The sequence below is a fragment of the Paenarthrobacter sp. YAF11_1 genome, assembly GCF_052113445.1.
GTDB lineage: Bacteria > Actinomycetota > Actinomycetes > Actinomycetales > Micrococcaceae > Arthrobacter.
In genome coordinates, this window is the sequence record NZ_JBFRDF010000006.1 from 46,322 (window position 1) to 72,031 (window position 25,710).

The 25,710-nt window shown below is 59.4% G+C and carries 25 protein-coding genes; 8 read left to right on the top strand and 17 right to left on the bottom strand.

From position 1 onward, the window contains the following. Positions 1-45: 45 nt before the first annotated feature. The 9 genes from AB4Y77_RS11325 to AB4Y77_RS11365 form a co-directional block, all read right to left on the bottom strand. Positions 46-690, bottom strand: coding sequence for a malonic semialdehyde reductase (locus AB4Y77_RS11325; RefSeq protein WP_442014007.1), 645 nt, complete (start codon positions 688-690; stop codon positions 46-48). Positions 691-702: 12 nt separating this feature from the next. Continuing rightward, complete coding sequence (locus AB4Y77_RS11330; RefSeq protein ID WP_442014008.1) at positions 703-2,094, bottom strand: MFS transporter; 1,392 nt, start codon at positions 2,092-2,094, stop codon at positions 703-705. 44 nt (positions 2,095-2,138) lie between these two features. Further along, positions 2,139-3,059, bottom strand: a complete 921-nt coding sequence (locus AB4Y77_RS11335) for a fumarylacetoacetate hydrolase family protein (RefSeq protein ID WP_442014009.1) — start codon at positions 3,057-3,059, stop codon at positions 2,139-2,141. Positions 3,060-3,139: 80 nt separating this feature from the next. Further along, positions 3,140-3,844 carry a class II aldolase/adducin family protein gene (locus AB4Y77_RS11340; RefSeq protein WP_442014010.1) on the bottom strand — a complete coding sequence of 235 codons (705 nt, stop codon included), beginning with the start codon at positions 3,842-3,844 and terminating at the stop codon, positions 3,140-3,142. A gap of 61 nt (positions 3,845-3,905) precedes the next feature. Continuing rightward, positions 3,906-4,865, bottom strand: coding sequence for a VOC family protein (locus AB4Y77_RS11345; RefSeq protein ID WP_442014011.1), 960 nt, complete (start codon positions 4,863-4,865; stop codon positions 3,906-3,908). A 50-nt stretch (positions 4,866-4,915) separates the two neighbouring features. Continuing rightward, on the bottom strand, positions 4,916-5,866 hold the full coding sequence (locus tag AB4Y77_RS11350; RefSeq protein WP_442014012.1) for a dihydrodipicolinate synthase family protein: 951 nt from the start codon (positions 5,864-5,866) through the stop codon (positions 4,916-4,918). A gap of 32 nt (positions 5,867-5,898) precedes the next feature. Beyond that, positions 5,899-7,068: a cupin domain-containing protein gene (locus AB4Y77_RS11355; protein WP_442014013.1), complete on the bottom strand. Its 1,170-nt coding sequence runs from the start codon at positions 7,066-7,068 to the stop codon at positions 5,899-5,901. 14 nt (positions 7,069-7,082) lie between these two features. Then, positions 7,083-8,558 (bottom strand): aldehyde dehydrogenase family protein, encoded by a 1,476-nt coding sequence (locus AB4Y77_RS11360; RefSeq protein WP_442014014.1) that lies wholly within the window; start codon positions 8,556-8,558, stop codon positions 7,083-7,085. A gap of 394 nt (positions 8,559-8,952) precedes the next feature. Beyond that, complete coding sequence (locus AB4Y77_RS11365; protein WP_442014015.1) at positions 8,953-9,726, bottom strand: GntR family transcriptional regulator; 774 nt, start codon at positions 9,724-9,726, stop codon at positions 8,953-8,955. A gap of 343 nt (positions 9,727-10,069) precedes the next feature. On the opposite strand from AB4Y77_RS11365, the gene AB4Y77_RS11370 reads away from it, so the two are divergent. After that, entirely contained in the window at positions 10,070-11,314 is a 1,245-nt protein-coding gene (locus AB4Y77_RS11370; protein WP_442014016.1) for an FAD-dependent monooxygenase, read from the top strand. A gap of 172 nt (positions 11,315-11,486) precedes the next feature. Here the strand turns inward: AB4Y77_RS11370 and AB4Y77_RS11375 are convergent, their stop codons facing one another. From AB4Y77_RS11375 to AB4Y77_RS11390, 4 genes are read right to left on the bottom strand one after another with little or no spacing between them, the layout of a single operon-like run. After that, positions 11,487-12,665, bottom strand: coding sequence for a CaiB/BaiF CoA transferase family protein (locus AB4Y77_RS11375; RefSeq protein ID WP_442014017.1), 1,179 nt, complete (start codon positions 12,663-12,665; stop codon positions 11,487-11,489). After that, positions 12,652-13,101: a Zn-ribbon domain-containing OB-fold protein gene (locus AB4Y77_RS11380; protein WP_442014018.1), complete on the bottom strand. Its 450-nt coding sequence runs from the start codon at positions 13,099-13,101 to the stop codon at positions 12,652-12,654. The genes AB4Y77_RS11375 and AB4Y77_RS11380 overlap by 14 nt, the downstream gene beginning before the upstream one ends. Then, positions 13,098-14,300 (bottom strand): thiolase C-terminal domain-containing protein, encoded by a 1,203-nt coding sequence (locus AB4Y77_RS11385; protein WP_442014019.1) that lies wholly within the window; start codon positions 14,298-14,300, stop codon positions 13,098-13,100. Before AB4Y77_RS11385 ends, AB4Y77_RS11380 begins: the two co-directional genes overlap by 4 nt. Positions 14,301-14,343: 43 nt before the next feature. Next, positions 14,344-15,684: an amidohydrolase family protein gene (locus tag AB4Y77_RS11390; RefSeq protein ID WP_442014144.1), complete on the bottom strand. Its 1,341-nt coding sequence runs from the start codon at positions 15,682-15,684 to the stop codon at positions 14,344-14,346. Here AB4Y77_RS11390 and AB4Y77_RS11395 point away from each other — a divergent pair. Beyond that, positions 15,598-15,840, top strand: a complete 243-nt coding sequence (locus tag AB4Y77_RS11395; protein ID WP_442014149.1) for a hypothetical protein — start codon at positions 15,598-15,600, stop codon at positions 15,838-15,840. The genes AB4Y77_RS11390 and AB4Y77_RS11395 overlap by 87 nt on opposite strands. A 280-nt stretch (positions 15,841-16,120) precedes the next feature. Here the strand turns inward: AB4Y77_RS11395 and AB4Y77_RS11400 are convergent, their stop codons facing one another. Together AB4Y77_RS11400 and AB4Y77_RS11405 are read right to left on the bottom strand one after the other, a co-directional pair. Further along, on the bottom strand, positions 16,121-16,336 hold the full coding sequence (locus tag AB4Y77_RS11400; RefSeq protein WP_442014020.1) for a hypothetical protein: 216 nt from the start codon (positions 16,334-16,336) through the stop codon (positions 16,121-16,123). Positions 16,337-16,955: 619 nt separating this feature from the next. After that, complete coding sequence (locus AB4Y77_RS11405; RefSeq protein ID WP_442014021.1) at positions 16,956-17,336, bottom strand: winged helix-turn-helix transcriptional regulator; 381 nt, start codon at positions 17,334-17,336, stop codon at positions 16,956-16,958. A 94-nt stretch (positions 17,337-17,430) separates the two neighbouring features. Between AB4Y77_RS11405 and AB4Y77_RS11410 the strand changes: the two genes are divergently transcribed. From AB4Y77_RS11410 to AB4Y77_RS11425, 4 genes are all read left to right on the top strand, one after another. Continuing rightward, complete coding sequence (locus AB4Y77_RS11410) at positions 17,431-18,078, top strand: NAD(P)-dependent oxidoreductase (protein WP_442014022.1); 648 nt, start codon at positions 17,431-17,433, stop codon at positions 18,076-18,078. A gap of 153 nt (positions 18,079-18,231) precedes the next feature. Further along, positions 18,232-19,023: an IclR family transcriptional regulator gene (locus AB4Y77_RS11415; protein ID WP_442014023.1), complete on the top strand. Its 792-nt coding sequence runs from the start codon at positions 18,232-18,234 to the stop codon at positions 19,021-19,023. Between the two features lie 70 nt (positions 19,024-19,093). Beyond that, positions 19,094-20,065: a PDR/VanB family oxidoreductase gene (locus tag AB4Y77_RS11420; protein WP_442014024.1), complete on the top strand. Its 972-nt coding sequence runs from the start codon at positions 19,094-19,096 to the stop codon at positions 20,063-20,065. Positions 20,066-20,092: 27 nt separating this feature from the next. Beyond that, the gene (locus tag AB4Y77_RS11425; RefSeq protein ID WP_442014025.1) at positions 20,093-21,304 is read left to right on the top strand and encodes a cytochrome P450; all 1,212 of its coding nucleotides are present in this window, start codon (positions 20,093-20,095) and stop codon (positions 21,302-21,304) included. Positions 21,305-21,657: 353 nt separating this feature from the next. Here AB4Y77_RS11425 and AB4Y77_RS11430 read toward each other — a convergent pair whose 3' ends face one another. Together AB4Y77_RS11430 and AB4Y77_RS11435 are read right to left on the bottom strand one after the other, a co-directional pair. Next, positions 21,658-22,017 (bottom strand): ArsR/SmtB family transcription factor, encoded by a 360-nt coding sequence (locus AB4Y77_RS11430; protein ID WP_442014026.1) that lies wholly within the window; start codon positions 22,015-22,017, stop codon positions 21,658-21,660. A gap of 6 nt (positions 22,018-22,023) precedes the next feature. After that, positions 22,024-22,638 (bottom strand): flavin reductase family protein, encoded by a 615-nt coding sequence (locus AB4Y77_RS11435; protein ID WP_442014027.1) that lies wholly within the window; start codon positions 22,636-22,638, stop codon positions 22,024-22,026. A gap of 344 nt (positions 22,639-22,982) precedes the next feature. Here AB4Y77_RS11435 and AB4Y77_RS11440 point away from each other — a divergent pair, with 344 nt between their 5' ends. Both AB4Y77_RS11440 and AB4Y77_RS11445 read left to right on the top strand, forming a co-directional pair. Further along, a complete protein-coding gene (locus AB4Y77_RS11440; protein WP_442014145.1) occupies positions 22,983-24,272 on the top strand; it encodes an NtaA/DmoA family FMN-dependent monooxygenase in 1,290 nt (429 codons plus the stop codon). 84 nt (positions 24,273-24,356) lie between these two features. Further along, positions 24,357-25,697 carry a flavin monoamine oxidase family protein gene (locus AB4Y77_RS11445; RefSeq protein WP_442014028.1) on the top strand — a complete coding sequence of 447 codons (1,341 nt, stop codon included), beginning with the start codon at positions 24,357-24,359 and terminating at the stop codon, positions 25,695-25,697. Positions 25,698-25,710 lie beyond the last annotated feature (13 nt).

The window sequence follows — 25,710 nt, forward strand, 5'->3', positions numbered from 1 at the left end:
GCGAAGCACTCGGCCCCGTGAACGCAGTTTCTGTCGGATCCGCGCTCACTCCCAGCGAACTACCTCATCGGGAGCAAGGCGCGGAAGCCGGGGCGGGATAACCGTGTCCCCGGGGTAGCCAAGGTTGACGAGCAACAAGGCATGCCGGTCGCCGTCGGGGAAGAACTCCCGTGTCACCGCCTCGACGTCGAACCCTCCCATGGGCCCCACCGAAAGTCCAACGGAACGGGCGGCCAGAACAAAGTAGCCAGCCTGCAGCGTGGCATTAAAGTTAGCGGACTTTTCGCGGTACCACGACGGGCCATTCTCGAACGACTCCCGCAATCCGAGATGGATCGGGAACACTTCGGGGAGGCGCTCATGGAAGCGCAGGTCGGTCGCCAGGATGGTGGTTACCGGCGCCCTCCTCGTCTTTTCCTGATTCTTTTCGTCCAGCAGTGGAATGAGACGGGCCTTGCCCTCAGCCGTCCTTACGTGGGTAATCCGCAGTGGTTGGGAGTTTGTCGACGTCGGCGCCCAGCGCGCCAGTTCCCAAATCTGCTCCAAGAGCCCATCGGACACAGGTTCTGGCGAAAAATCGCGGATGGAACGCGCTTCAGTAAACAGAAGGTCGTGTCCCGCAGGATCCAGCCCCTGAAACTCCGACTTCAGTCGTTGTGGCTCTGGCGTGGTCTGTGTTTGCGTGCTCATAGCTTCTCCTGTTCAGTGAGGGATTGAAGTTTTTGGATCAACGAGTTCGCCTTGTTCTCGGCTCCGGGTGCTTACACGCAATGCCTGGACTGCGATGATGCCCAGCACTATCGGCCCGGTGAGAGCCAGAAAGATCGAAGAGATGCCCCAGCCGGCGCCAATCATCAGCCCGCCAAGGAGTCCGCTGGTGAGAGTTCCGGCCCGGCCTGCACCGCTCGCGGCTCCTAGACCGGTTGCACGCGCGTTGTCCGGATAAGCGAGGGCCGCAAGGGCGTTGAGCGCGGCGTTGACCGACGGGAGCGTCAGGCCCACGGCAAATGCGACAACCATAAAACCGGCAAAGTCGAAGGAGAAGTTCGCAACTACCAGCAGGCCAACGATGCCCAGAGCCCAGAGGATTGAGACGACGTGGAATCGATTGAACTTCTTCAGGGCGAATGCAGCCAGTACTTGGCCCACCAGACCGCCCCAGCCAAAGGTTGCGACAATCAATCCGGTTTCTCCGGCTGTTCTTCCCGCTTGGGACAACATCAAGGGCAGGTAGTTGAGAATCAGGAATAGAACTCCGAGGCCAATGAAGTAGGCCAACCACATAAGCAGGGTTGTGCCGAGGAACGGTGGCGAGAGGATGATACGGAAGGCACCAATCCGTTCGCGGTGGGAGCGTCGCTCTGCTGGTGGCACCTGCCCGTTCCCGAGGTCCAGTGCATCCAGGCTTCGAGCCGGTACGACAGCAGCGATGACGCTTCGTATCTTTGCGGGTGGCAGTCCCCGTGATATCAGTACGCCAGGCGCTTCCGGGATGGAACCTGCCACGAACGGGATAAGGACAAGAGGAATCAGTCCAGCGATGAGCAGGACACTGTTCCAATCCAGGTTAGGGATGATCACTGCGGCGAGGTACCCTCCCACGATGCTTCCCAGAGCCACTCCGGAGAAACTCAGGGTCACCATTTGCGCACGCCTGTCCGCGGGCATCCAGTCAGCAACCAAGGTTATGACCACAGGCATCACGGCGCCAAGCCCGAGGCAAGACACGATTCGGAAGGTGGAGAAGAGTTCGATGTTGGAGGAGAATCCCATCGCAGCGGTCGTCGTGCCAAACAGAATGAGCCCGGCAATGAGCACGCCTTTGCGCCCATACCGGTCCGCTGCAGGCCCGGCGATGAGGCCCCCGACAGCCATGGCTACGACCCCAACTGTCACCGTGAAGGTGACTCCAGTCATGGAAGTCCCCCATTCCCGAATGATGTGAGGGTACACGTGGCTGGCGATGGTGATGTCAAGGCCCTCGGCAAGCATTGCCAGAAAGGCGACAAGGACGATTATCCTTTGACGCGGGCTCAGCGGAGCAGAATCCAAAAGTTCCTGCACACTCATCGTCTTTGAAGAGGTGGAGCTCATCTGAAGTCCTTTCAATGAATGGTGGCGAGAAGGTTAGACCGGCATCAACGCGGGGCCAGGACAGGGTCGCCCACCCGGGCCCTCACAGCGTTGGTCAATGAAGCCAGACCCGTGATCTCGACGTGAACAGTGTCGCCGTCGTTGAGGTGCCAGCCACGGGAGTGGCCGACTCCTGCGGGCGTACCCGTTGCAATAACGTCACCGGGTTCCAGCGTGCAGCTCCGACTGGCCGCAGCTATGAGCTCAGAAACTCCAGCGATGAGATTTCTGGTCGTCCCATGCTGTTTGAGTTCGCCATTGACACTGCATCGGATTTCAAGGTCCTCGGGATCCACAATCTGCCATGCGGGGGTAACTGCACCCATGGGGCAGAAGGTGTCCAGGCCCTTGGAACCGAACCAGTCGAAGGAAAACGGCGGTGCGACAGCAACGTCCCTCCGGAGTAGGCCACGAGCAGTAATGTCGTTGAAGCAGGCGTAACCGGCGACATGGTCCAGTGCTTCCGACGCGGGAATGTTCCGCCCGCCACGGCCAATAACAATAGCGAGTTCTGCTTCCCAGTCGACCAGTAAGGACGGGTCGTCTCCTACGACGATGGACTCGCCGTTGCCGATCATCGTTGTGGTCGGGGGCACGGTGAAGAAGTACGGTCGAACGCCGTCTGGGATGTCCGTGACACCCATCTCGGCTACGTGGTCCCTATAGTTGGCCCCAACGCAGAGGAGCTTTCGGGGATATCGGATCGACAGTACTTCCTGGGCTTCAACGGGCTCCAGAGCATCGACATCGATATTCCGTAGCGCCGGTTCGACACGGTCCCAGTCATCCAAGGCTGCAGCCAGGCCCCTGTAGTTCTTCAGGACTTCGGGGACCACCAGGCTTCCGTCGGACCGTCGGATGGCCGCCTGTTCGGTGTCCTGTGGTGCCGATCCAATGCGGCATGTCGTCAGGCTCCAGCCATTCACAGTGTTCTCCTCTAATGCTTGTGGTTGCTTCGTTCATTCGCCGGAATTGCACTCCGGCATTGTGGTGCGGCAGATTGCGATCAGCCGCTGTGGCGTCCTGCCCGTCGTACCAAGTAATCGAAAGCGGACTGCAGGGCCGCAGGCGGCCAAAGGCCCTCTCGCTTGGCCGCAACCTCCTCATCGGAAGACCAACGTGCAGGTCCGCCGGCTGCCAACGCAGTGAGGTGGGCGGCGCAGGCGTTGTTAAGCAGGACTGCGTGCATTACCGCCGCGGCCGGAGATGCACCCACCGTCAAAATGCCGTGGCCCGGAATCAAGCACCCGTTGCCGGTTCCGAGAGCCACGGCCAGCGAGCCCCCCAACTCCGGCGTGGAGATCAGATTCCCAGTCCCGGTGAACCGTGGCACGTCATCATTAAGAAAGGGGGTCGCTGCATGCGTGATTGCACGCAGCGGCACATCCAGCGAAGCAAATGCTGCGGCTTCCGCGGCGTGCGAGTGGACTGTGGCCTGGACATCCGCACGTGCGCGCATGACCTCGGCGTGGATAAACACTTCAATGTGGCGCTTACCCTCCCCCATCAGGACCTCGCCATCGAACGAAACAAGGAGTACCTGTCCGGGTCCTACTTCTTCCATTCCCCAGCCAGAGGCCTTCGTCCAGACGCCGCGCCCTTCAGGGTCGCGGATTCCAACGTGGCCCCATATCAGGTCTGTCTGGCCAGCGACTGCAAGTGCGCGGTGGGCGTCAATGACTTGTTGGACCATGATGCTGTCGTCAGCCATCGCGGCGCCTTTCTCTTGTATTTTGGAGTGCACCCGAATCGCGGGTTCCAACTCAGTGGTGTTAGCGCTTGATCGGGCTCCCTGGCGGGGTCGGTCCCCACATGTTCATGGCGGCCGCGTCGGCTTCCCATGTGGTTGGCCGCATGGGGTAGTACTCGTGCCAAGGCCGTGGCTCGTAGTAGCCCTTTTCCTCGTCCAGCATCACGTCCAGTTGAGTGAACAGCTCGATGTGGTTCCCGTCTGGGTCCTCGTGATAGCTGAAGACGTTGTGCCCGACGGCGTGCCGGCCAGGACCCCAATAGAGGCGATAGTCATGCTTCGCCAAGTTGTCAAGCATGGACTGAAAGTGCGAGACGTCCCGAGCTTCGTAGGCGATGTGATGCATCCCCGCAAGTTTGTCGCTTTGCATAAAGTTGGCCGCGTGATGGTCTGCGTTGCAGCGCATGAAGACAAAAAAGTCGCCAATGGAATCCGCCCAGCGGAAGCCCAAAGCATCCTCGTAGAACGTCCGCATCTGAGGGATCGACGGCGTGTATGCCGCCACGTGGCCCAGCTTGCTCGGCCGGTGATCGAAGGTGGGTGCAACTCCGCTTGGATCTTGCTGTTCGTAGAGGTGCAGGGTGCTGCCAGTTCCGGGCTCGGACAAAACGAGCACATCCGGTGTACCTGGTCCGATATCTGAACGCCGCTCTGCGCGGATGCCCGCATCCTTCAGCCTTCGCTCAGCGTCGGCAACGCTCTCGCGGATCTCGTACCCAACGACCGACCGGCCGCGCGGAGCTTTGGCTTTTTCGATTACGGTGCAATGGTGGTCGGCTCCCGTAGTCAAGAAGACCTGATCGGGAGTCTCGTCCACCAGCGCGAAACCCAGAACGTTTCTGTAATAATCCGTGAGCCGCGCCACGTCCGGAGTTTCAAAGGAAACGTAACCCAGCCTGCTGACAAAGACGGGCGTGTCTTTCTTTGGTCGTCCTGCCGCCGTCTGGTGCTCGCTGGGCGGGGTGCTTGTTTTCTCGGTCATTGGCCGGTCCATACTCTCTTTGTTCTCTCGATATCTGACGTTGTAGTTGGTTAGGCACTGTCCGAAGCGTAGTGCTGCTCAAGCTGCGCCCACCTCCGGCCTGCCTCTCGCCCGCCCTCGAGGTAGGCGCTTGGGCAGGAGGTATACGGGGGTCTCAACGGGCCAGGTGTGAAGTACCCGGCGGCTTCAAACTCCGCCCTGTCAATCTGAATGTTGTATTTCGAGAACTCTTCAAAGCTCCCGTCAGGAAATAGTGTTTGCAATGCGTGTGAGATCTGGCTCTGGATACGGTCCGAGAGTTCCCAGTCCCGGCTCAGCACGGCATCCCTCAGACGAAGGACCGGAGCGGGACCACAGGCAACGTCACCACTCCAGGCAGCCAGGGTCTCATCGGGGAATCGTTGAGCAGTGTGAGTCCAATCGCTGGCGACCGGAAGCAGGCGGATACGCCCGTCAACGGCCTTCAGGTCAGCAACGTAGCGTTCACCCATGAGTCCAAGGCCCATATGTTTGGCCGCGACAACCTGTGGAATGTCGGACAACCGTTCGTAGACTTCGGCAGAAATCTTGCCCTTGAATGCGCTGGGGTTGTCATAGGCTACTTGAGACAGCTCCGGCAGAGCCTCCGCAATGGAACGGTGGAATTCCACAATCTGGTCGTCGTCCAGGGCCACCCACATGGGTCGCCCAACAAAGAGCCCGTCGGCTCCAAGATCGCGAAGCTTCCGACCCCTCGCAATCGTGTCCCGTGTGTTGAGCGTCGTCGCGCCGGCAAAGACCGGGACACGACCGCCGGCAGAACGGATAACAGTGTCGTTGAACGCGAGGACTTCGGATTCAGTCAGGGACGCCCCCTCGCCGAAAGTGCCATTGGTGAGGAGCATGTCCACGCCTGATTCGATGAGCTTTCGCGTGAGGCGTTCTGTTTCGGCAAGGTCTACGGTATCCGCCGAATCCCACCGATCCGCGCCGGGCAGGGCCGGTGTGGGGAGAATGCCCACAACGCCTTTTATGTCATCTGCAGAGTAGCGCGTCATCGCACTTCGTCCCGATCAAGCATGGCGTCCACTCGGTAGGTCTGCTTCTGCGGAATGCCAGGGACCGCCGGCGCCGGCCTCGTGCCAATGGTTGCTTCAGGCTCCTCGTACAGCAAACCCAAGGACTGAATGACGGGCAAGTCGTGCACGGTAAAGAGTCGCAGCGGCTCATCAGAACCGTTGCTCAGCCGGTGCCAGGCGTAGTTTGGAACAGCAAACGTGTCCCCGGGCACCAGCTCGTGAGTCTTGCCCTCGATTTCGATCGATCCCTTTCCGGAGATGACGAAGCCGACGCTGCTGGTGGTGCGGCGGTGAAGCTTGCCCTCAAATCCAGGGACGAGCTGTTGGATCCAGCAGTCCATCGTGGGCATGGTCGGGCCGCCGGTCACGGGGTTGGCGTAGCGCAAGGCCAAACCGTCGTAAGCGTCCCCGGCCGTGTCAGCATACTCATCGAGTACGGGCTCAATGTCTGCCCATGCATATCGGATCGGCAGGCGAGTGCTTCGCGGGTTCTCGCCCACAGGACGCAGCAGTCTGCTGCGAAGCCCCTGGGAGTCCGCGTTGGTTGGACGCTGCGGCTGGCTGGCATCTCCGAAGGGTTCAAAGAAGGCCTGGTTCAGGCTGAGGGTCAAACCAAGGTCCAGCACGTCAAGCCAAACCACTTCACTATCGGTCGGATTGTGGTGATCGTGCCATGCCATGCGGGGTGTCAGCAGCAGGTCGAACTTGTTCATGGTGAGAGGCTCGCCGTCCACCACTGTAAACGCGTCGCTGTTTCCTTCGATGATGAACCGCAAGGCCGACATGGTGTGGCGATGGGACCAGCACACTTCCTGGGCCCTCATCACCTGCACTCCTGCAGCGAGGGTATGAGTGGACCCTGGAGGTCCCTGAGTGATGCCAGGGTTGAGGAAGACAATGCTGCAGCGACCGATACCGCGCGGCCCAAGAACCTTGGAGGCTTCCCCGAGCCGCTCCCGGGTGAGCGACCACGGCCAAACGTGACCTACTCCACGGGGCTTCGGACCGCCCACCGCGGCGTCCAACAGGGGCTCCATTGTCCACTGTCCGATGATGTGTTCCTGCTTGATCTTGGCATCGTAGCTCTCAAGCTCCGGGCCTTCAGGCAAGGCGTCCTGGTCTACCTGCGTTGCTGTGTCCGTCATGATAGTGATCCCTTCTAGATAGTGGCTGCGGATGAATGTTCGATGTGTACGTTCTTGACTTGGGTGTAGGACAGGAGCTCATCGAGCTCCTCCTCACGTCCCAGCCCGCTGTTTTTTACTCCCCCGTAGGGTGTGCCTGGAATGTGGCGGGAGACGTCGTTGATCCACACATAACCAGCCTCAACCTGATGTGCGAAACGGTGCGCAGTGCCAAGATTCTCGGTGAAGACACTCGCTGTCAGTCCGTACTGGGTAGCGTTGGCCATCGCAATGGCTTCTTCTTCCGTATGGAAGCGAAGCACGGAGAGGACGGGTCCGAAGATCTCTTCCTGAGCGAGCCTCGAATCGACGTGGACGTCCGAGAACACGGCCGGGCGGACAAAGAGGCCCGCTGCCAGTTCGCCGTCGGTAATGCGGGTGCCACCGGTACAGAGCCTGGCGCCTTCACTTATTCCGAGCTGGACGTAGTCAAGGACTTTCTCCAGCTGGCGTTCGTTGATGATTGCGCCGGTTTGCGAGTTGTCATCGTCCGGCAGTCCTGGCTTCAGAGCAGATACCTTCGCTGTGAGTCGCTCAACGAATTCGTCGTAGACGTCCACGTGCACGATGTTGCGCGAGAGGGATCCGCAGGATTGACCCTGCCAGGTGAAATTCATTCCGCGGACAGCGGCGTCCACGGCGTCATCCAAGGAAGCATCGGGGAAGATCACCAATGGGTTCTTTCCCCCAAGCTCCAAAGTCACTGTCTTCACCGTCGTCTCGGCTGCTCGACGCTGGATGAGCAAACCAGTTGCTACGGACCCGGTGAAGGCCAGCCGTGGAACGTCTGGGTGCGTCACCAGTGCGTCACCGGCTTCTGCCCCCCAACCGGTGATCACGTTAAGTACTCCGGCAGGGAGGATATCGGTGGCAAGTTCGGCAAGGCGCAGGGCCGACAGACTGGTGTATTCGCTTGGTTTGATGACAACCGTGTTTCCCGCAATCAGTGGGGCTGAGATCTTGCCTGCGGCGAACATGAAGGGATGGTTGAACGGAACGATGCGCCCAACGACACCAAAGGGCATGCGCACGGTGTAGGTCAGAGCGCCACTCGGGGACGGTATCGTGGTGCCGCGCATTTGTAGTGCCAGACCGGCAAAGTAGCGCATTGCCCGGACACCAGCCGCTACGTCCCGTCGCATTTCCCGGAGAAGACTGCCATTCTCAGCAGAGTCCAAACGGGCGAACTCCTCGGCGTTGTCCTCAATGGCATCCGCCAGTTTGTTGACGAGCTCGGCCCGGGCTAGCGGCGCCAACTGCGACCAGTTGCGGCCCGCGGCTTTCGCAGATGCCACAGCACGATCTACGTCCTGTGTTGTAGCAGCGGGGAACACGGCTAAAACCTGCCCCGTTGCTGGGTTGATGGTGGTGATGGTGGCCCCGTTCGAAGCGCTGTGGAACTCACCACCGATGAGCATCTGGTACTCACTTCTAACAGCGATTGACGTCATCTTTGACCCTTCAGCGGCAGTACGGAAAGTGGTGCGGAGGCTGACGACCGGTTTTCTGACCTTCAGCCCCTTCTAACGACGATAGTACACACAGTTTTGGACTTCAGTCGAGGCTTTTGTGCGCTTTTTCGGCAAATTTGGCAGTTTTAGAACACAGTACGTTTTAAACTGTATGCAGTTAAGGGCCGTATGAGAGTACGTTGATTCGAACGGATCCGACAGGCGGGCACTCCTCACCCTGCATTATCGGATAGCTGGGTCGGCGGAGGACCGGGCATTCCGGGCGCCAAGGCTGCGCGGAAGAGAGTCCCACACAAGCCGACTCTATGAGACTGAGCCTGGGAAGCAGCAACTGCCCGGAGGTCACGCCATGGAGAATGCGCTTGACGCGCCGCTAGCTACGCGAGCGCCGTGACTGGAGGCCGCTGGGTGCTTCCACGGCAGTGGCGACAAGATTTACTGCTGCACGGGTGGCTGCCGGCTCGAATTCCGGCGCAACGTCCAGGAGCAAAGTCACTGCAGTCCTCGCGAAGTGCTGGCAGGTGGCGACAATGGCTTCGTCATATGAGCCCGAGTTGACGAGTTCAAGAATCCGGCGGTGGTCCTCGCGTCCGTGGGTCCAGTTCATCACTATGCCTTGAGCCAGCTGCCTCACGTAACGGTCCGCCCGCTCATCGCCTGCCACAATTTGCGCCTTTAGCGTTTTGGGGGCCTTGCTGGTGAAGGAGCGATGGAACCGATGATGCGCTGTGTGCCACGTGGGGCTTACTCCCGGCTCGCTGTCGGCTTCCATAGCATCCAGTGCCTGACTGGCTTGTTCCAGAATCTCCCGGTCCACAAAAGGCAGTGTCAGCTTCATTCCCAACGCTTCCAGCATCAACCGGGACCCATACGTGGAGTCCACATCGGCAGCATCAAAGCCTGCAATCCGGCAGCGCCGATTCGGCTCAGCATCAATGAGGCCTTCCTCCTGCAGCATGCGGATTGCCTCACGGAGAGGCGTCCGGCTGACGCCCAGAACCTCGGACAGTTCGACCTGGGAGATAATCATGCCGGCCGGAAGTACGCCGGAATAGATGAGCTCACGGAGCCGGGCGTGTGTACCTTCCGTAGCCCGACGCGGATCATCCAAATCCAAGCGGTCCACTATTTCAGATAACGCAACCATTCCGGCTCCTTCATTGATCTCCGAACACTGCCAACTCTAACCAACCGCCACCCGGCCGGCGGTCGCACACGCCCAATTACCCAAGCCGTCCCTTGGGGGCGCTGGCATGCCGCCTTCCAGGTGACATCTTCAACCCTAAATCTACTACTGGAAGACGAAAGTTAGTACACTTGACTAAGCCAAGCATCTGCTGCAACGTCAAATTCACGATGAATCCGCGGATTCTTGCGGTTCAGGAGCTCTCTGGTTCACTAAAACTGTATACAGAAAATCGCAGCTGGCATGATCCGCGGACACCGCAGTTGCCATGCACCGTCCGGTCGAATCAGGAAAAGGGAATGTAATGACAGAAAAAACGCTATCGATCGGCATCATAGGGGGCGGTCTCGGCGGCCTCGCCACGACCATTGCACTTACGCGCGCGGGCTTCGATGTTGAAGTCTTCGAACGCGCAGCTGCTCTCGGTGAAGTAGGAGCCGGCATTAACATCAGTCCTCAGGCAACCAGGGCCCTGCTGGCCCTCGGATTGGGGGATCGCCTCGAAAAGACTGCGAACCGGGTTACGGGGCAGATCCAGCGCTCCATGTATACGGGTGAGCAACTTGCTGAAACCACCATGGTGAAGGAGAACGATTTGGAGGGCCGCTTCGGCTCTCCCTACTATGTTCTCCACCGCGCGGATTTGCTGGGTGTGCTTGCCGATGCGGTCGCCAGCGACCGCATCCACCTTAACCATCACTGCACAGGACTTGAAGAAGAGCCCGACGGCGTCACCGTCACGTTCGCCAACGGAGCGGCGCGGACCTTCGACCTGGTAATCGGTGCCGATGGAATCAAGTCCCAGGTCCGCAATTATCTCTATGGCGAGGAATCAGCCGAGTTTACGGGTCAGATGGTGTGGCGGGCTCAGCTTGATGGCAAGGCGTTCTCCCCAGACATTCTTGGCCCACATGGATTCTGCGGGTGGATCGGCCAAGGTCGCCACATCATGAGCTACTACCTGCGTGGCGCGGACGTCATCAACATCACCACGCAGTCGGACGCCGAGGCGTGGGTAGAAGAGGGCTGGTCCATCTACGGCGATCCCGCTGAAATGCGTTCCGGGTTTCCGGATGCCACACCCCAACTTCAGGAACTTTTGGACTCCATCACAGAATGCTCCAAATGGGGGCTGTTTGGCCGCAAGCCTTCCGAGAAATGGGGGCGCGGCCGCATCCAACTTATCGGAGACGCAGCGCACCCGATGCTGCCAAATGCGGGGCAGGGAGCTGCGCAGGCGTTCGAGGACGCCTACGTTCTCGGCCGTTGGCTACAGGCGAACAAGCACGATTATGAGACGGCTTTCGCCGGCTTCCGCAACGTCCGAATCCCCCGCGCACATGCAATCCAGAGACAGTCGCTGCTGAACAGCAAACTGGTGCATGCCGGCGACTGGGAGGAGCGTCAAGCCACGTTCCGCAAGAGGGAAAGCGAAGGTGACACCCCCCTGGGCCTGGGCTGGATCTACGATTACGACCCCGTCAAGGAATGGGCAAACCGGATCGAATATCCGTTGTCGTTCGAGCTTGCGGCGTCCCCCACCCTGTAACGCACCTGACAGCTGACTCACCCTTGAGGCTTCCCGGCGCCGCTGCAAAGCGGACAGCCGGGAAGCCTCTTGTGTCACTTCTGCTGTTGACTAAGCACTTCCCAAACAAAAGACCTCCCTCCAATGGACGGCCAGCAGGCCGTCACCGGAGGGAGGTCGAATTCGGGTCTAGCTAGATGGCGCCTACTTCACGCAGCTTGTCCACCTTGTCTGCGTCGTAGCCCAAGAGCTCACGGTAGACCTCATAGTTGTTTTCTCCGATGGCTGGGCCGGCGTGCGAGATACTCGACGGGGTGTCGCTGAACCGGATCCACGGAGCCAGCAAGGTAAGCTGCCCGGCCTCCGCGTGTTCCACCTCCACGAAGGCCTTCCTGGCGACGATGTGCTCGTCTTCAAGAATTTCCTTGATGGTCAGGACAGGACCTGCTGGGACTTTTTGAGCCCTCAGGATGTCAAACAATTCCTTTGGGGTAAATTCCTTCATCCAGGATCCCACTGTCGCCTGAACCAACTTGAGGTTCTTCCGACGAACCTCTGCATCGGCGAAGTTGGGATCAGAAATCGCTTCGGGATGCCCTAGTGCCGTCGTGTATCTGGTGAATTGGTCGTCTGTCAGGTCCGGAAGGTGGGTGGCAATGTGTCCGTCCTTTGCCTCCATGTAGGCTCCGGCAGGTCCCATTCCCTCAAAGTGTTCGTGGAAACTGCTCACCATGAAGCCCATGAGTGCCTCCTGCATGGACACCTCGATCTTCTGACCTTCACCCGTTTGCGCACGGTGGAACAACGCGGCACAGATTCCCAGTGCCATAGACACGCCTGCCGCTTCGTCTCCAGGGCCAAAGACCTGGGTGCCGGGCGCTTTCGACAGCCGCCAGGAAGCGTCGGCCCAACCGCTGACCGCCATCGCGACTGTGGCGAAGGAGCGCTGATCTGCGTAGGGACCCGTTTCACCATAGCCCTTCGACGACGCGTAAATGATCGAGGGGTTCAGTTCTTTGAGCGCCTCATATCCAAAGCCGAGCCTGTCCATGACACCCGTTGAGAAGTTCTCCACCACGACGTCGGAGTTGCGGACCAGTTCCGTGAAGACCTCTCGACCATGCTCGTTTTTCAAGTTGAGCGTGATGGCCTTCTTGTTGGCGTTGACCACCAGGAATTCGTAGCCGTCATGGTCGGCGTCCACCGGCATCCAGGCGTGGCGGAATCGGTCAGGGCTTTCGCGCTGCTCAACCTTGATGACCTCGGCACCCATGTGGGCGAGGAGCATCGTGGCGAAGGGGCCGTTCAGCACGTGTGACAGGTCGAGGACCCGGACGCCTTTGAGCGGGCCAGTTGCATTAGTTCCGGTCATGACGGGAACTTCCTTCCGTGTAGTTGATGGTGAAGAGTGGCAAGGTCAGGCCGCTCCGGACCCTTGCGAACCGGACCGAAACGGGCTTGCCTACCTCGGCCTGAGGCCACTGGCCAGGCAGAAGGTTGGAGGTCAAAACCATTTCACCGTCGGTTCCGTCGAGGCGGACGTGAACGATCGCCAGCGGGGTGTGTTCTTCGAACGCCGGGTCCAGCGCTCGGCGGGTGACTACGACCCCGACGATCGTTCCCTCCCCGCTAAGCCGTTCCCAAACGGGGTCGGCGGTATGGCATGAGGGGCAATATTCTCTCGGCGGCCAACGCCAAGCCAGACACTTTCCGCACCTCTGACCCATGAGTTCGCGTCTCTGGCACGCTTCCCAAAACGGTGAGCTGTCAGGATCCGGCAGGATTCCAGGTCTGGTAGGCGAGCTCATGCAAGCTTCCGGAGGATCATGGCGCTGTCTCCGCTTTCACTGCCCACAAGGGCAAGCTCAGGATTGCGAACCTGACGGCAGTGCCGCCTGTTGTAGTCGTGCTCCCCGTCGCAGTGATCATCGCTCACGCCGTCGCGACGCAGCTGTTGGACGGCTTCAACCACGTGCCCTAGTCCGGCTATGGTCCCCTCAGAGAGGTGGCCACCATGGGTGTTGGTGGGAATTGGACCATCCAGTGCCAGTTCGCCGCGTTTGATTCGGGCCGCGGCGCCTCCCGCCGGTGCCAGGCCAAACTGTTCGATGTGCATCATTGTCATTCCCGTAAACGGATCGTAGAGCTCCGCGAGGTCAAGGTCGTCTACGGTAATGCCGGCCTTGTCGTAGAGTCCTGACGCCATGGATCCCGCGTGAAGGTTCCAGTGATTCAGCCCCAACCTCGATCGCACAGGCGCCCCGAGGGTCCCACCTTCGATTGCGCGGATGGTCACCGGCGACGACGCCATCCGCCGAGCGTCGGACGTCGCTGACACGACAACTGCCATGGCACCGTCGTTCCAGACACTGCAATCGAGCAGCCGGAAAGGGTCGACGATCCATGGCGAAGCCTGGTGGTCGTCGATTGTCATGGGCGCTGTCATAAGCGCCTTCTTGTTTAGCGACGCATTGGCACGTTGCTGAACAGCAAGCGGAGCGAAGTCGCGGTTACTCAGTGAGTACTCATGCATATAGGCACTGACATGCGGGCCGTAGATCGTGGCCGGGTGCTGGGCCCCGAATGGCTCATTCCATTGCCGTTGGCCCGAGTGCCAGGTATCCAAACCGGGCAGGAACCCGGGATCGGAGCGTGAATTTGCACCTCGGTACACGAGCACATGCCTGGACATTCCCGAGTAGACAGCCATAGCCGCCGCAGCTATGGCGGACACAGCCCACGCTCCCCCGCTGCTGTCGCAGAACGACATCCTGCACGACGAGAGCCCAAGGCTGTTCGCCACTTCGAATGGGGCAGGAGTGTCTCTCTGAGCCCAGTAGTAGGTAACGAGGCCGTCCACCTCCCGGGGTTCCAGGCCGGCATCGGATATGGCTTTCAAGCAGGCCTCTGTAGTCAGCGAAAGAGTGCTTCGCCCGCTCTTCTTGGAAATCGCTGTCCAACCGACGCCGGTGATGGCCGTCCGATCCATGATCTTGTTTTTGCTCACACTGACCTCCGGCAAGTGGATCCTGGGGTGTATCTTGCGGCGCTCAGCTGGCCAGGTTATGTGCAACCCAGCCCGGGAAGCCGGCCATTATCTCAGGCGATAGCGGAACCTTGGCGGCTGCACGCTCTGCCATGCGTTCTTGGATCCGTTGTGAGGATTCGTCGAGCTGGCGCAGCAGTTTCGGCACGTCGAAGCCGACGAGATGACCATCGCGTTTGACCACGTTGCCACCCACGATGACGGTGTCGATGATTCCTGCGTGCGTTTGCATGACCAGCTGTGCGACTGGTTCATTGACGGGACGAACACCGATGTGGCGCCCGCTGACGACGATGACATCGGCCTGCTTTCCCGGGGTGAGGCTGCCGACCCGGCTTCCCAGGCCCATTGCATCCGCACCGTTGATGGTGGCCCACTTCAGTGCATCGTCCGGATTGATGGCGATGCCGTAAACGTCCCGGCCCTGTGCCAGGACGGGTTCCGCGTCAGCCCAGCGCGAGTATGCAAGTGCCTGTCGGGTGGGGGCAAAAATGTCGCCACCGTTGAGCGAGACGACGTCTGCGCCGATGGTCGGCTTGAGTCCGTGCCGGATTGCATCGTTGATTGCAATGCGGCCCATGCCCATGTTCAGCTCACTTTCTGGCGTCGTGGAGATTTTCACGCCTGCCTCGGCTGCCAGTTGCCAGTCTGTCTCTTGAAGTGTTGTGGCGTGGACCAAAATCATCCGTGAGTCAAGGACGCCAGCTGCCGCCAGCTGTTCTAGTCCCGGAGGCAGTGCCTTACTCGTTGCAATATGCGCTGTCGAGATGGCGTCATGGTCGTCCGCCAGTCGCTTTTGGGCCACGTTGAATGAAATAGGCGCGAGACCGATTTCCGAAAGTGCCGCACCCAGTGTCACCAGGCCCGGAGAGGAGAATCGTTCGTTGGCAAGGCGCGCAAAATCTGCCATCCGGTCAAACGCTGGCGGCGCCATAATATCGGCCTGTCCCATTCCGTATGCGAACACCGCACGAATCCCCGATTCCATCAGGGCATCAACTCCCGCATCGGCGTGCTCAGGGCTGTTGGTGATGTGCGAGTAATCGAGCAAAGTGGTGACACCCGACTCCAAGGCGTCCAGTGCGCCGACCAATGTGCCTAACCGGACGTCCTCAGGATCGTATGACGGTGTCGAGTCGGCCCAGAACCCCTGAATGTATTCCTGAAGGGAAATAGTGGTACCGGCGCCCCGAAGCTGGGTCTGCCATGTATGCCGGTGCGTATCGACCGTTCCCGGGGCGATGATGCCGCCTTCGGCATGGATGACTTCGGCATCGCTCACGCCCAGGTGCCGGCCCACAGCCACAATCACGCCGTCCTCGATGAGTACCTCACCGTCTGCAATGTTGCCGAGGTTGGGGTCAACAGTGACAACATGCCCGCCTCGGACAAGGATCCGACGCCGGCTCATCGCTGGGCCCGCTCGACATCGCTCAGCAAGGTTTCTGTTCGCCTGGTCATCATGAGAAGCACTTCATCTCCAGTTCTTGATCAACATTGATCGCTATGTGTATACACTTTTTATAGGAAATCTTGAGTTACTGCAAGGTTTAAGCGGTTCTATCGAGTCGATCCAAGCCCTCTTGTGTAGTTGCCGTTCTAAGTGCACTCAGTTACTTGTGGCTCAGTGCAGGCCGGGGGAAGGCGGAACGCTTCGGATTAAAAGTAATTCGCGGGCCGGTAGTTCTGTAGGTGCCAGCGGCCGGCCAAAGGGCCCCATCATGACTTTGCCAATCGCAATCGACCTGGATGATCAGCTACCGGGATTTCACGTTGGACCACTAAACCGAGCTTGGCCGTGGATAGAAACCCGTCAAGACTTGGTAACCCATGGATTTGTGGATGAACTCCCGCGTAGCCACCCCGTCGCGGGCCAGCCAGAACCCCGAAGCATCTGCCATGACATGCTCCACCCAGCCCCGGCGATAGAGTCGCCCGGCCTCGCGGACCTCCACAATGGATCCCGCTAAGGACTGCCACTGATCTGTGGCATGCATGTCCGAATGCTTCAGGCTTTCGTACCCGTACATCATCTACGCCTCCGACCCGAACGGATCACGACACTTCACTGAAGTTTCTCTTCGACTATCCAACTCTTCGACTATCCAACTTTTCGAGTAATCGGACCGTCGTAAGGCGCGATGGGGATCGTAGCCCAGGCTGCAGGCGGCGGAACGGGGTGGGGGTTGGAAGTTGTAGGTACATGAGCGTGGGGATGGGTCTTAGATTTCATCGTCTTGGCTTTCTTGGGGCGAGTAGCTGATTCCGCGACCTGAGCGGATGATCAAGTCTAACGTGACACAATTCACCTTGGCAAGAGGTTGCTATTAGGAGCCCGAACGCTTCGCTAGCTGCTTCAATGCCGCGCTTTCTTCACCCACAAGGACTAAGCACCTATCGCCAAGTCCGCTTCGGCGCCCAATCACCGGCAGGGCGCATATTCAGAACTGATCGATTGACCTGTGCGCTCGCTCAGCCCGCATCCGAGTCTGGGGTACTGCTCGAACCGAAATGACGGGGCCCTCAGCCTCCCCCAGGCCGGAAAGGACGCAGCTTCGGCAGGAGCCCGCTCCCGCTGTCCTTGTCGCTGGCCGGCCGCCGTGGAAGGTAGTCACCTTAGTCTTGCTGACCGCCGTCGTAACTTTCCTGCGAACGGTGCACGTCCACGAAATGCTCAATGGACCACACTTCGAGCGCCTTAAGCGGGCCCAGCAGTGATCGGCCCGAAGACGTCAGTCGGTACTCGACCCTGGGCGGCACTTCGGCGAATGCCGTGCGTGCGACCAGCCCATTACGTTCCAGGGCGCGCAACGTCTGCGTCAACATCTTCTGGGAGATTCCCTCCACGCGGCGGGCAATTTCCGAAAACCGCAGAGTCTCGCCCGTGAGGGAACCTACCACTAAGACAGTCCACCGGTCCCCCACGAGATCCAGAATTCTGCGAGTGGGACAACCATTTCGGTAGGGATTCAGGTCGTAAACGTCTGGGCTATGCATTGCTGACCATCCATTAGTTACTAGAAGGTGCCTACTTACAAATAGATACTAGCGTCTATACAGTGGCGGAGTACCCAACCAGAAAGGAACCGAAATGGCACGAATCACTGTCCTCGGCGGCACCGGATACACGGGGTCGAACATCGTCAAAGAAGCAGCAAGACGTGGGCACGAAGTGACGTCCTACAGCCGGAAGCCGACCGAGAATCCTGAACGTGGCGTCAGCTATGTGACGGCGTCCTTGATTGACTCCACTGAACGGGAGCGGGCTGTCGCTGACGCGGACGTCGTAGTCGCCACACTGGCCCCGCGCGGTGAGATGGAAGCAGGATTCGTCGATCTCTATGACGACTTGGCAACGCTCGCATCCGCCAGCGGGGCACGATTTGGTGTGATTGGGGGCTTCGGCTCGCTTCGTCCCTTCGAAGGGGGTCCTCGAATGGCATTCGGCGATGACGTCCCAGCTGAATACGCCGCAGAAGGGCAGACTTTGGCAACAATCGCGGAAAACTTGGAAAAGGCAGCCCCAAAGAACCTCGATTGGTTCTTCATCAGTCCGGCCGCAGGGTATGGCTCATACGCGCCGGGAGAGGCGACTGGCCGGTACCGAGTTGGAGGAGACGTAGTGCAGTTTGACGAAAACGGGCAATCTTTCATCTCGGGCGCCGATTTCGCCTTGGCCGTCTTGGACGAAATTGATACCCCGGCTCACCGAAGGGCGCAGTTCTCAGTCATGTACTGAGCGTCGACCCGAGTAGTCCGGACCGCGGCGACAGATCTAAAAGGGCCGATTAGTTCAGGGATGTGGCCGTACGTCGAAGGCGGCCACATCCCTGTTCGGGTTTAAAGGACGGCCATGCTCGACAGACCGCCTATCTTCACGGAAGCTATATCAATGCCCCGAACCCAAGCAGGCGAATCAGTGCTTTCCCGTGCCGTCCGCATCGTTGAAGCATTCGGTGCCGGAGACACAGCCCTATCCGTCACGGAAATCTCACACCGCTCGGGTCTGCATCTGGCTACCGCCTCGCGACTCATCGAAGAACTTACCAAGCTCGGATGGCTTGAGCGGGACAAGGAACGGAAGGTCCGCATCGGCGTTCGAATGTGGGAGGTCGTATCCCGGGCCTCCCCAACCCTGAGCCTGCGAGAAGCCGCGATGCCCGTCATGGAGGACCTACATGCCATCGTGGGGCACCACACGCAGCTCGGCGTGCTTGAGGGCGACGACGTCCTCTTCATAGAGAGGCTCACTGCACCCGGGGCTGTAATCAACTACACCCGAGTGGCAAGCAGACTCGCTCTTCATGCCTCATCGTCGGGTTTACTACTTCTGGCCTACGCTCCGGCCGAGCAACAAGAGAGGGTCATCGCAGGCCCCCTCGAGGGTTTCACCGAAAACACCATCCGTACCCCTTCGGGCCTTCGTGCGGCGCTGGCACAGGTCCGGCAGCAGGGCTACGCCTTCCTGGCAGGCCACATACATCCTGAGGCGACCGGAATTGCGGTGCCGGTCCGCGACCCGATGGGCAAGGTCATAGCAGCCTTGGCCGTCATTGTGCCGAACGATGCGGCTGCTAAGTCCCGCATCGCCGTGCTCCAAGCGGCCTCGGGGGCAGTCAGCCGCGCCATGGAGTACCCGGCGCCACCGATAGCCGGACCACCCAGAAAAAATATCAACCATTGAGATTCTTGTAGTGATCTGATGCGTCTAACGCGGAACCTTGACTTAGAACAAAGTGAGCAAAGGAGCCCAAATGTTCCTGTCAAGAGAATCAACTGTCACAGCGCTCCAGGCAGAGCTGCAGGTTACGGGGAAATCGATCGTTGCCGACGGAGTGGTGTCCTTAACACTGTCACACCCTGACGGGCGCAGACTGCCGGATTGGACCCCAGGATCGCACATTGATGTGGTCCTGCCGTCCGGTGCCGCCAGACAGTACTCCCTATGCGGCGACAGGTGGGATTCCCACAATTACAGGATAGGCGTGCTTCATGAGGAGCTTGGCCGAGGCGGGTCTTCATACATCCACCAGGAACTCGTACACGGTTCAAAGGTGGCACTCGGCGGGCCGAGGAACAACTTTCCCCTCGTTCCATCAAAGAAGTACCTGTTTATCGCAGGTGGTATCGGCATTACCCCCATGATCCCGATGATTCACCAAGCTGAGCTGGTCGGCGCCGACTGGAGACTCGTCTATCTTGGACGGACCCGGGGAACGATGGCCTTTCTCCAGGACCTTGAGGTCTACGGCGAACGCGTTCTTGTCTGGCCAAAGGACGAACGAGGACGGTTTTCCCTGGACGAAATCTGTGCAGCGCCTGATGCAGATACCAAGCTCTACGCTTGCGGACCACAGGGACTGCTCGCCGAGCTCGAGGAACGCTGCGCACATTGGCCTCCCGGTCTCCTGCGAATAGAACACTTCTCGGCGAAAGCCCAAGGTGCCCCGGTACGGGATACACCGTTCGAAGTAGAACTTGCCCGGTCAAGACTTTCCGTAACAGTGACGCCCGACGTGAGCGTCGTAGACGCCCTCCACCAGGCCGGAATCAACGTTCTGACTTCCTGCAAAGCTGGCACCTGCGGTACATGCGAGGTTGACGTCCTGCAAGGACAACCCGACCACCGGGATTCCATCCTCAGCGAGGCCGACCGAGAATCAGGTCGCTGCATGCTTCCCTGTGTATCCCGCTCCTGCGGGGATCGCCTGGTCCTTGATCTCTGACCCCAACCCAAATACTGAAGGATCGCGATGACTACTGTTACATCAGCGGAGCCAACCCCCGTGAGTGGGGCCGACCCCTTCTCCGCCGAAATTCTTGAAGACCCGCTGCCGTTTCAAATTGCTCTGAGAGCTGCCGGCCCTGTGGTCTACCTGGAACGATATGACGTGTACGCGATGGGCCGATACCAGGAAGTGCATGCGGCCCTCACTGACTGGCAGACGTTTCAATCTGCCGCCGGTGTCGGCTTATCCAATTTCCGCAAAGAAAAGCCGTGGCGTACCCCCAGCCTCCTGCTCGAAGCCGATCCTCCGCACCACGATGCGCCAAGGGCGGTTCTGACAAAAGTTCTTGGTCCGCGGGAACTCCGCGGGCTTGCCGCCGCTTGGGCAGCCGATGCAGAGTCGCTCGTAAACGAACTGCTCAGTGCGGGTAATGAATTCGATGCAGTCACAGATCTGGCAGCGGCCTTTCCCCTCCGCGTGTTTCCCGATGCCGTGGGTATCCCGCAAGAGGGCCGGGAGAATCTTCTCCCCTATGGCGACCACGCTTTTAACACTTTTGGCCCGCCCAATGAACTGGTTGCAAAGGGTGAGCCGCGCATCGCTGAATTGATGGCATCGATCAGCGGTATGTGTGGGCGTGACGCTCTCACACCGGACGGCTTCGGAGCCCAAATCTGGGCGGCCGCTGACCGGGGGGATATTACGCACTCCCAAGCGCCGCTGATCGTTCGATCACTGCTCACGGCCGGGGTCGACACCACCGTGAACGGCATAGCCGCCGTGCTCTTCGCCTTTGCCTCGCACCCGGAACAGTGGACGAGGCTCCGGAGTGACCCTAGCCTTGTGCGGATCGCGTTCGATGAGGCGGTCAGGTTGGAATCCCCCGTCCAAACATTTTTCAGGACGACGACCCGGGACATTGAGATAGGCGGGACACTCATTCCTGAGGGAAAAAAGATTCTTATGTTCCTGGGATCGGCCAACCGCGATCCCCTTCGGTGGGAAAACCCCAACGACTTTGACCTGACCCGGGATCCGTCAGGGCACGTGGGTTTCGGCTTCGGCATCCACCAGTGCGTGGGTCAGCACGTGGCACGCATGGAAGCCGCCACAGTCCTCGGAGTTCTCGCCAAGCGCGTCGAGTCCTTTGAGCTGATCGGGAAAACGCGGCGCCATCACAACAACACCCTTCGAGCCTGGGAATCTTTGCCAGTAAGGGTCAAGCCCGTTTCGTAATGAAGGGGTGCAGCATCATGCGCAGCCCTGGGGATTCCTGGGCCGGCCTCAGCACAAAGGAGAAGCAAAGTGATTAATGTCTGTTTGAATACTCTGGTCGCACTTCTGGATTTTGGAGGTGACGGTCCCGAGTGGGATGGCCAGGCTAACCACCGAATTACCTCGCCGGGGAATATCACGTCTGCGGCCTGGGAGGGCTGGTGGTGGCCGGACGAAGAGCCCACTCGGGTCAGCCGCAGATTGCCGCGGCCGACGTTTGGCGGACTGTGAACTGAAAATACACCGCGTACTAGCTGGACAGTGAGAAGGGGCGTGGCCACTGATGGCCGCGCCCCTCCTTTGTGCTCCCTCCCTCAGGAGTTGCTCTGAACTCCTTGGCGCTCGGTGGGCACGTCGTCCGTACTAACCACGGTGACGAAGGTCCCCAACGCTTGAAGTAGTTCGTCGGCACGGTTCGTATCGAGAGTGAACCGACGTTCCCGGGCAGGACTCTGCGGCAACACCAGACTGTCTGTAACCACCCCGAGGCTCTTGAGTTTGTTAAGAGCCTGCGCGACTTGGCCCGGGCCGATGTCAGTAGCGTCGGAGATCTCAGAGCGGGTCATGGCGCCGCCATCCACCCGGAGTTGGCGGATTATCTTTATTCTCGGAGCCGTGCCATATGCCGCGTGGGCCGCGTCCACGGTCGGGGACCATCCGCTTTCGACCGACATGGCAGTTCAGGCACTGATGTGCGAGTGGTCCCCAAGTTGGTGCCAGCTCCGGCTGTGATAAACAAGTGGTGCCGCCACATCGCCGCTCGCATCTGCACGTTCCTCCTGGATTCCGGATGAGATGCTCGATTCGAGTGCATGGACCAAGATCACGGTAGACCCTCCGGCATCCATGCGCTTCACGACCTTGCCACGGATCCAAACACTGACACCATGGAACACAGGTTCCCCCGTCGCCAACCGCGACCACATGGACGTATCGGCGAAGCGGTCGATCCCGCTGGTGGCGCCAAGCTTGGCTATATGCAGGGCATCGGAATCTATGAGATGAACTACGACAGTGTCGGAGTTGACCAGCGTAGGTGTGCTCGACGAAATCTTCGAGGCAGAGAAGATCAACAAAGGTGGTTCAGCGCTGACAGAGAATACCGAAGTTGCAGTGAGAGCGACTGGCCCGTTCCCGTCGTCGGCAGTGACGACGGAAACTCCTGCAGGATGTTGGCGGAAGGCAGATCGGAAATCCTCGCTGGATAGCGAGGTCCACGACGCGTCCACGGCGCTTTCAGTGTCTGTCTCAGACTTGTCGGAATCCCTTCGTACATCATCTGTCGTGGTGTTCATTTCTCTCCTACTGTGAGGGCATCCGATGGGCGGGGCATAGCTTCGCGGGGTCGTCGTCCGCGTCGGCGCTGGCCATTGCTTAGAAATTCGTAAGCTGAAGACGTAATGAGATGCAATTGTATGCAGTTAACCCCTCAGAGTCTATGTATCAGGCTCTTGACTTCATTTTTCCAACAAAGTAAGTTCTGAAGTGCATACAGATAGAGATCAGGGTCGATCTCGGCAGTTGGTCGATGTGATGAACTCAGGAGAGGTCGCCACACGCATCCACAACCGAGGGGCGTTCCCGACTTAGATCACAGTTGTTCCCGAGATCCTGGAGAGAGTTACCCATGCCCACCCCAATGCATTTTGGCTTTTTCAGTTCCTTCTCCCCGCCTGCATGGCATGCTCCGTCAGATCGGATGTTCGGAGATGACTGGTGGTCCGGGGAATATCACGCACGGCTCGCCAAGCGGGCAGAAAAAGCGGCGTTCGACTTTATTTTCTTTGAAGACACCGCCGGCGTCTCCCGTACCAGCGGCGGAAACATGGACACCGATCTGCGCTACGCGCTGTCGTCGCCCAAGAACGACCCCGTAGCCCTCCTGAGTTATCTGGCAGCTACCACGCAACGACTTGGCCTGATTTCAACGGCGTCAACCACGCTCTACCCGCCATTTCTACTGGCCCGTTTGTACGCGACCATCGACAATTTGAGCCGCGGCCGCGCCGGATGGAACATCGTCACGTCCAGCGAGACGGAAGCAGCTCAAAACTTCGGCATGGACGAACTGCCACCCACGGACGAGCGATACAGCATCGCCGAAGAATTCGTGGAGGTCGCGCGCAAGCTATGGGCTTCCTGGGACGAGAAAGCAGTAGTCAAAGATCTCGAAGCAAATTTCTATACGGATCCGTCGAAAGTCCACTCCATCGATCACGAGGGAAAGTACTTCAAAGTCCGCGGTCCACTCAACTCCTACCCCTCGCCACAGGGAACCCCGCTGCTCGCCCAAGCCGGCGGTTCTCCCCGCGGCCGCGACTTCGCCGCCGCCAATGCCGAACTCATCATGTCCACCACCATCGGCGGTGTCGAGGCGATGAAGGCCTTCCGGGAGGACATCCACAACAGAATGCGTAAGTTCGGGCGCGACCCCCGCGAATGCCGCATCATGTACGCCTTGCACACCTACGTCGGCGACGGCTTTAGTGAGTTCCGCCAATCCATCACCGACGCGCAATTGGCACCCGTTTTGGGCAAGCACAGCGCCCACCTCGGCGTGGATCTGACCCAGTTCAACCTCGACGAACCATTCCCCGACCACGTCGTGACGAATGGAACAACGAGCATGCTGGAGTCCCTGAAGGAAAAGGGTCGCCGTGGAATCAGTCTTCGTGAGGCAATGATCGATTTCAATTGGGGCGACAACGAGATCGGGGCTGTCGGCACAGCACAAAGTGTGGCCCGCAGCCTCATCGACGCCATGGAAGAAGCAGGCGGTGATGGCTACATCATCATGGCCACTCAAGACGCCAACCAGGCACATCTGGACGGAATCTTTGAGGGCTTGGTCCCGGAGCTCCAGCGCCTCGGCGCGATGCGCACTGACTATTCTGGCAAGACCTTGCGCGAAAACCTCTTCGCGTTCTAACTGGAACTGACCCCTGGTTGCAGCCGGTACCGTGCGTAAGCCCCGCGGCGCAACCCCTGATTTACACACGACAAGAAGGACGACATGACTGGCATGAACTCACAAACCTCGGATGTGATCGTCATCGGCGGGGGGTTTGCAGGCCTCGCCGCCGCCCGGGACTTGGCACGGGCGGGCAAGACGGTGACCATCCTGGAGGCGAGGGATCGTTTGGGTGGCCGTACTTGGTTTCGGGAAAGCAAGCTTGGCCGCCCCTTGGAATTCGGCGGTGCGTTTGTCCACTGGCTGCAACCGCACCTATGGGCAGAAATGGTTGCCTACGGTTTGGAGCTGGAGGCCATCGAAGCAGTAGATACGGCTTACTGGCTGGTGAACGACGAGGTTCACAGTGCCGACATTGACGAGTATCGAAAATTTGTTGGTCCCGCGATGGCCGCTCTGACTGCTGGATCTCTTGAAGCATTTCCTTTGCCGCACGAGCCATTCCCCCTGACGGCTGCTGCTTCCAAGGCAGACACTATCTCCGTTGCGGAGCGAATCAACCAGCTGAACCTGCCCGATGACCTCGCGCAGATGCTGCAGGGGCATTGGACGCTTTCTTTCAACGGACCTACGCAGGAAGGTGCTCTGTCCCAGATCCTCCGGCTCGTCGCCCTTGCCGGCGGTAGTTGGCAGATGAGGGGCGAGACCGCTTCGGCCTACATCATCAAGGGTGGCACTGGCCTTCTCTTGGACAAGCTGGCAAAAGACGTCCAGGCCGACATTCGGCTCGGTGCGACGGTTAAGTCCGTGACGAGTTCAGATACCCAGGTTGCCGTCACGACAGAGAGCGGCGAGACTTTCACGGCCGCGGAGCTCATCGTTACGGTCCCCCTGAACGTCCTCAACAAAATCTCCTTCAATCCTCCCCTTTCCCAAGGAAAGCTGGAAGCAGCTGAGAGCGGCCAAGTGTCCTCAGGATTCAAGGTCTGGATGCGGGCCAAGGGCAAGGTGGACAAGTTCATTGCCTTCGCAGCCGACAAGTACCCACTGACGATGATGGGCTACGAGTACGAAATCGAGGGCGACACCATCCTGCTGGCCTTCGGACCCAGTTGTGAGGCATTGGATATCACCGACGTTCGTGCCGTCGAGGCGGCCGTACGGCAGTGGCGCCCGGACATTGAGCTGATCTCCGTCGATTCGCATGACTGGACATCCGATCCCTTGGCCGGGGAAACGTGGGCGATGCTCCGGACGGGCCAACTGGGCGACAGTCTGGAAGAGCTCGTCAAGCCTGAAGGAAGAGTACGGATCGCGGGAAGCGACTACGCGTTGGGCTGGTCCGGCCACATCGACGGTGCCCTCGAAAGCGGCCGCCGGGCGGCCCGACAAATTATCGACGATTACAGCCTGAGCACTAATACACGGATCAAGGAGTCATAGGAATGAAACAGGT

What these genes read in the sequence shown, in the direction of transcription:
- AB4Y77_RS11325 (WP_442014007.1), bottom strand. Translation starts at nt 690, where the DNA reads ATGAGCACGCAAACACAGACCACGCCAGAGCCACAACGACTGAAGTCG.
- AB4Y77_RS11330 (WP_442014008.1), bottom strand. Translation starts at nt 2,094, where the DNA reads ATGAGCTCCACCTCTTCAAAGACGATGAGTGTGCAGGAACTTTTGGAT.
- AB4Y77_RS11340 (WP_442014010.1), bottom strand. Translation starts at nt 3,844, where the DNA reads ATGGCTGACGACAGCATCATGGTCCAACAAGTCATTGACGCCCACCGC.
- AB4Y77_RS11345 (WP_442014011.1), bottom strand. Translation starts at nt 4,865, where the DNA reads ATGACCGAGAAAACAAGCACCCCGCCCAGCGAGCACCAGACGGCGGCA.
- AB4Y77_RS11355 (WP_442014013.1), bottom strand. Translation starts at nt 7,068, where the DNA reads ATGACGGACACAGCAACGCAGGTAGACCAGGACGCCTTGCCTGAAGGC.
- AB4Y77_RS11360 (WP_442014014.1), bottom strand. Translation starts at nt 8,558, where the DNA reads ATGACGTCAATCGCTGTTAGAAGTGAGTACCAGATGCTCATCGGTGGT.
- AB4Y77_RS11365 (WP_442014015.1), bottom strand. Translation starts at nt 9,726, where the DNA reads ATGGTTGCGTTATCTGAAATAGTGGACCGCTTGGATTTGGATGATCCG.
- AB4Y77_RS11370 (WP_442014016.1), top strand. Translation starts at nt 10,070, where the DNA reads ATGACAGAAAAAACGCTATCGATCGGCATCATAGGGGGCGGTCTCGGC.
- AB4Y77_RS11375 (WP_442014017.1), bottom strand. Translation starts at nt 12,665, where the DNA reads ATGACCGGAACTAATGCAACTGGCCCGCTCAAAGGCGTCCGGGTCCTC.
- AB4Y77_RS11380 (WP_442014018.1), bottom strand. Translation starts at nt 13,101, where the DNA reads ATGAGCTCGCCTACCAGACCTGGAATCCTGCCGGATCCTGACAGCTCA.
- AB4Y77_RS11395 (WP_442014149.1), top strand. Translation starts at nt 15,598, where the DNA reads ATGGATGACTTCGGCATCGCTCACGCCCAGGTGCCGGCCCACAGCCAC.
- AB4Y77_RS11400 (WP_442014020.1), bottom strand. Translation starts at nt 16,336, where the DNA reads ATGCATGCCACAGATCAGTGGCAGTCCTTAGCGGGATCCATTGTGGAG.
- AB4Y77_RS11405 (WP_442014021.1), bottom strand. Translation starts at nt 17,336, where the DNA reads ATGCATAGCCCAGACGTTTACGACCTGAATCCCTACCGAAATGGTTGT.
- AB4Y77_RS11410 (WP_442014022.1), top strand. Translation starts at nt 17,431, where the DNA reads ATGGCACGAATCACTGTCCTCGGCGGCACCGGATACACGGGGTCGAAC.
- AB4Y77_RS11415 (WP_442014023.1), top strand. Translation starts at nt 18,232, where the DNA reads ATGCCCCGAACCCAAGCAGGCGAATCAGTGCTTTCCCGTGCCGTCCGC.
- AB4Y77_RS11420 (WP_442014024.1), top strand. Translation starts at nt 19,094, where the DNA reads ATGTTCCTGTCAAGAGAATCAACTGTCACAGCGCTCCAGGCAGAGCTG.
- AB4Y77_RS11425 (WP_442014025.1), top strand. Translation starts at nt 20,093, where the DNA reads ATGACTACTGTTACATCAGCGGAGCCAACCCCCGTGAGTGGGGCCGAC.
- AB4Y77_RS11430 (WP_442014026.1), bottom strand. Translation starts at nt 22,017, where the DNA reads ATGTCGGTCGAAAGCGGATGGTCCCCGACCGTGGACGCGGCCCACGCG.
- AB4Y77_RS11435 (WP_442014027.1), bottom strand. Translation starts at nt 22,638, where the DNA reads ATGAACACCACGACAGATGATGTACGAAGGGATTCCGACAAGTCTGAG.
- AB4Y77_RS11440 (WP_442014145.1), top strand. Translation starts at nt 22,983, where the DNA reads ATGCATTTTGGCTTTTTCAGTTCCTTCTCCCCGCCTGCATGGCATGCT.
- AB4Y77_RS11445 (WP_442014028.1), top strand. Translation starts at nt 24,357, where the DNA reads ATGACTGGCATGAACTCACAAACCTCGGATGTGATCGTCATCGGCGGG.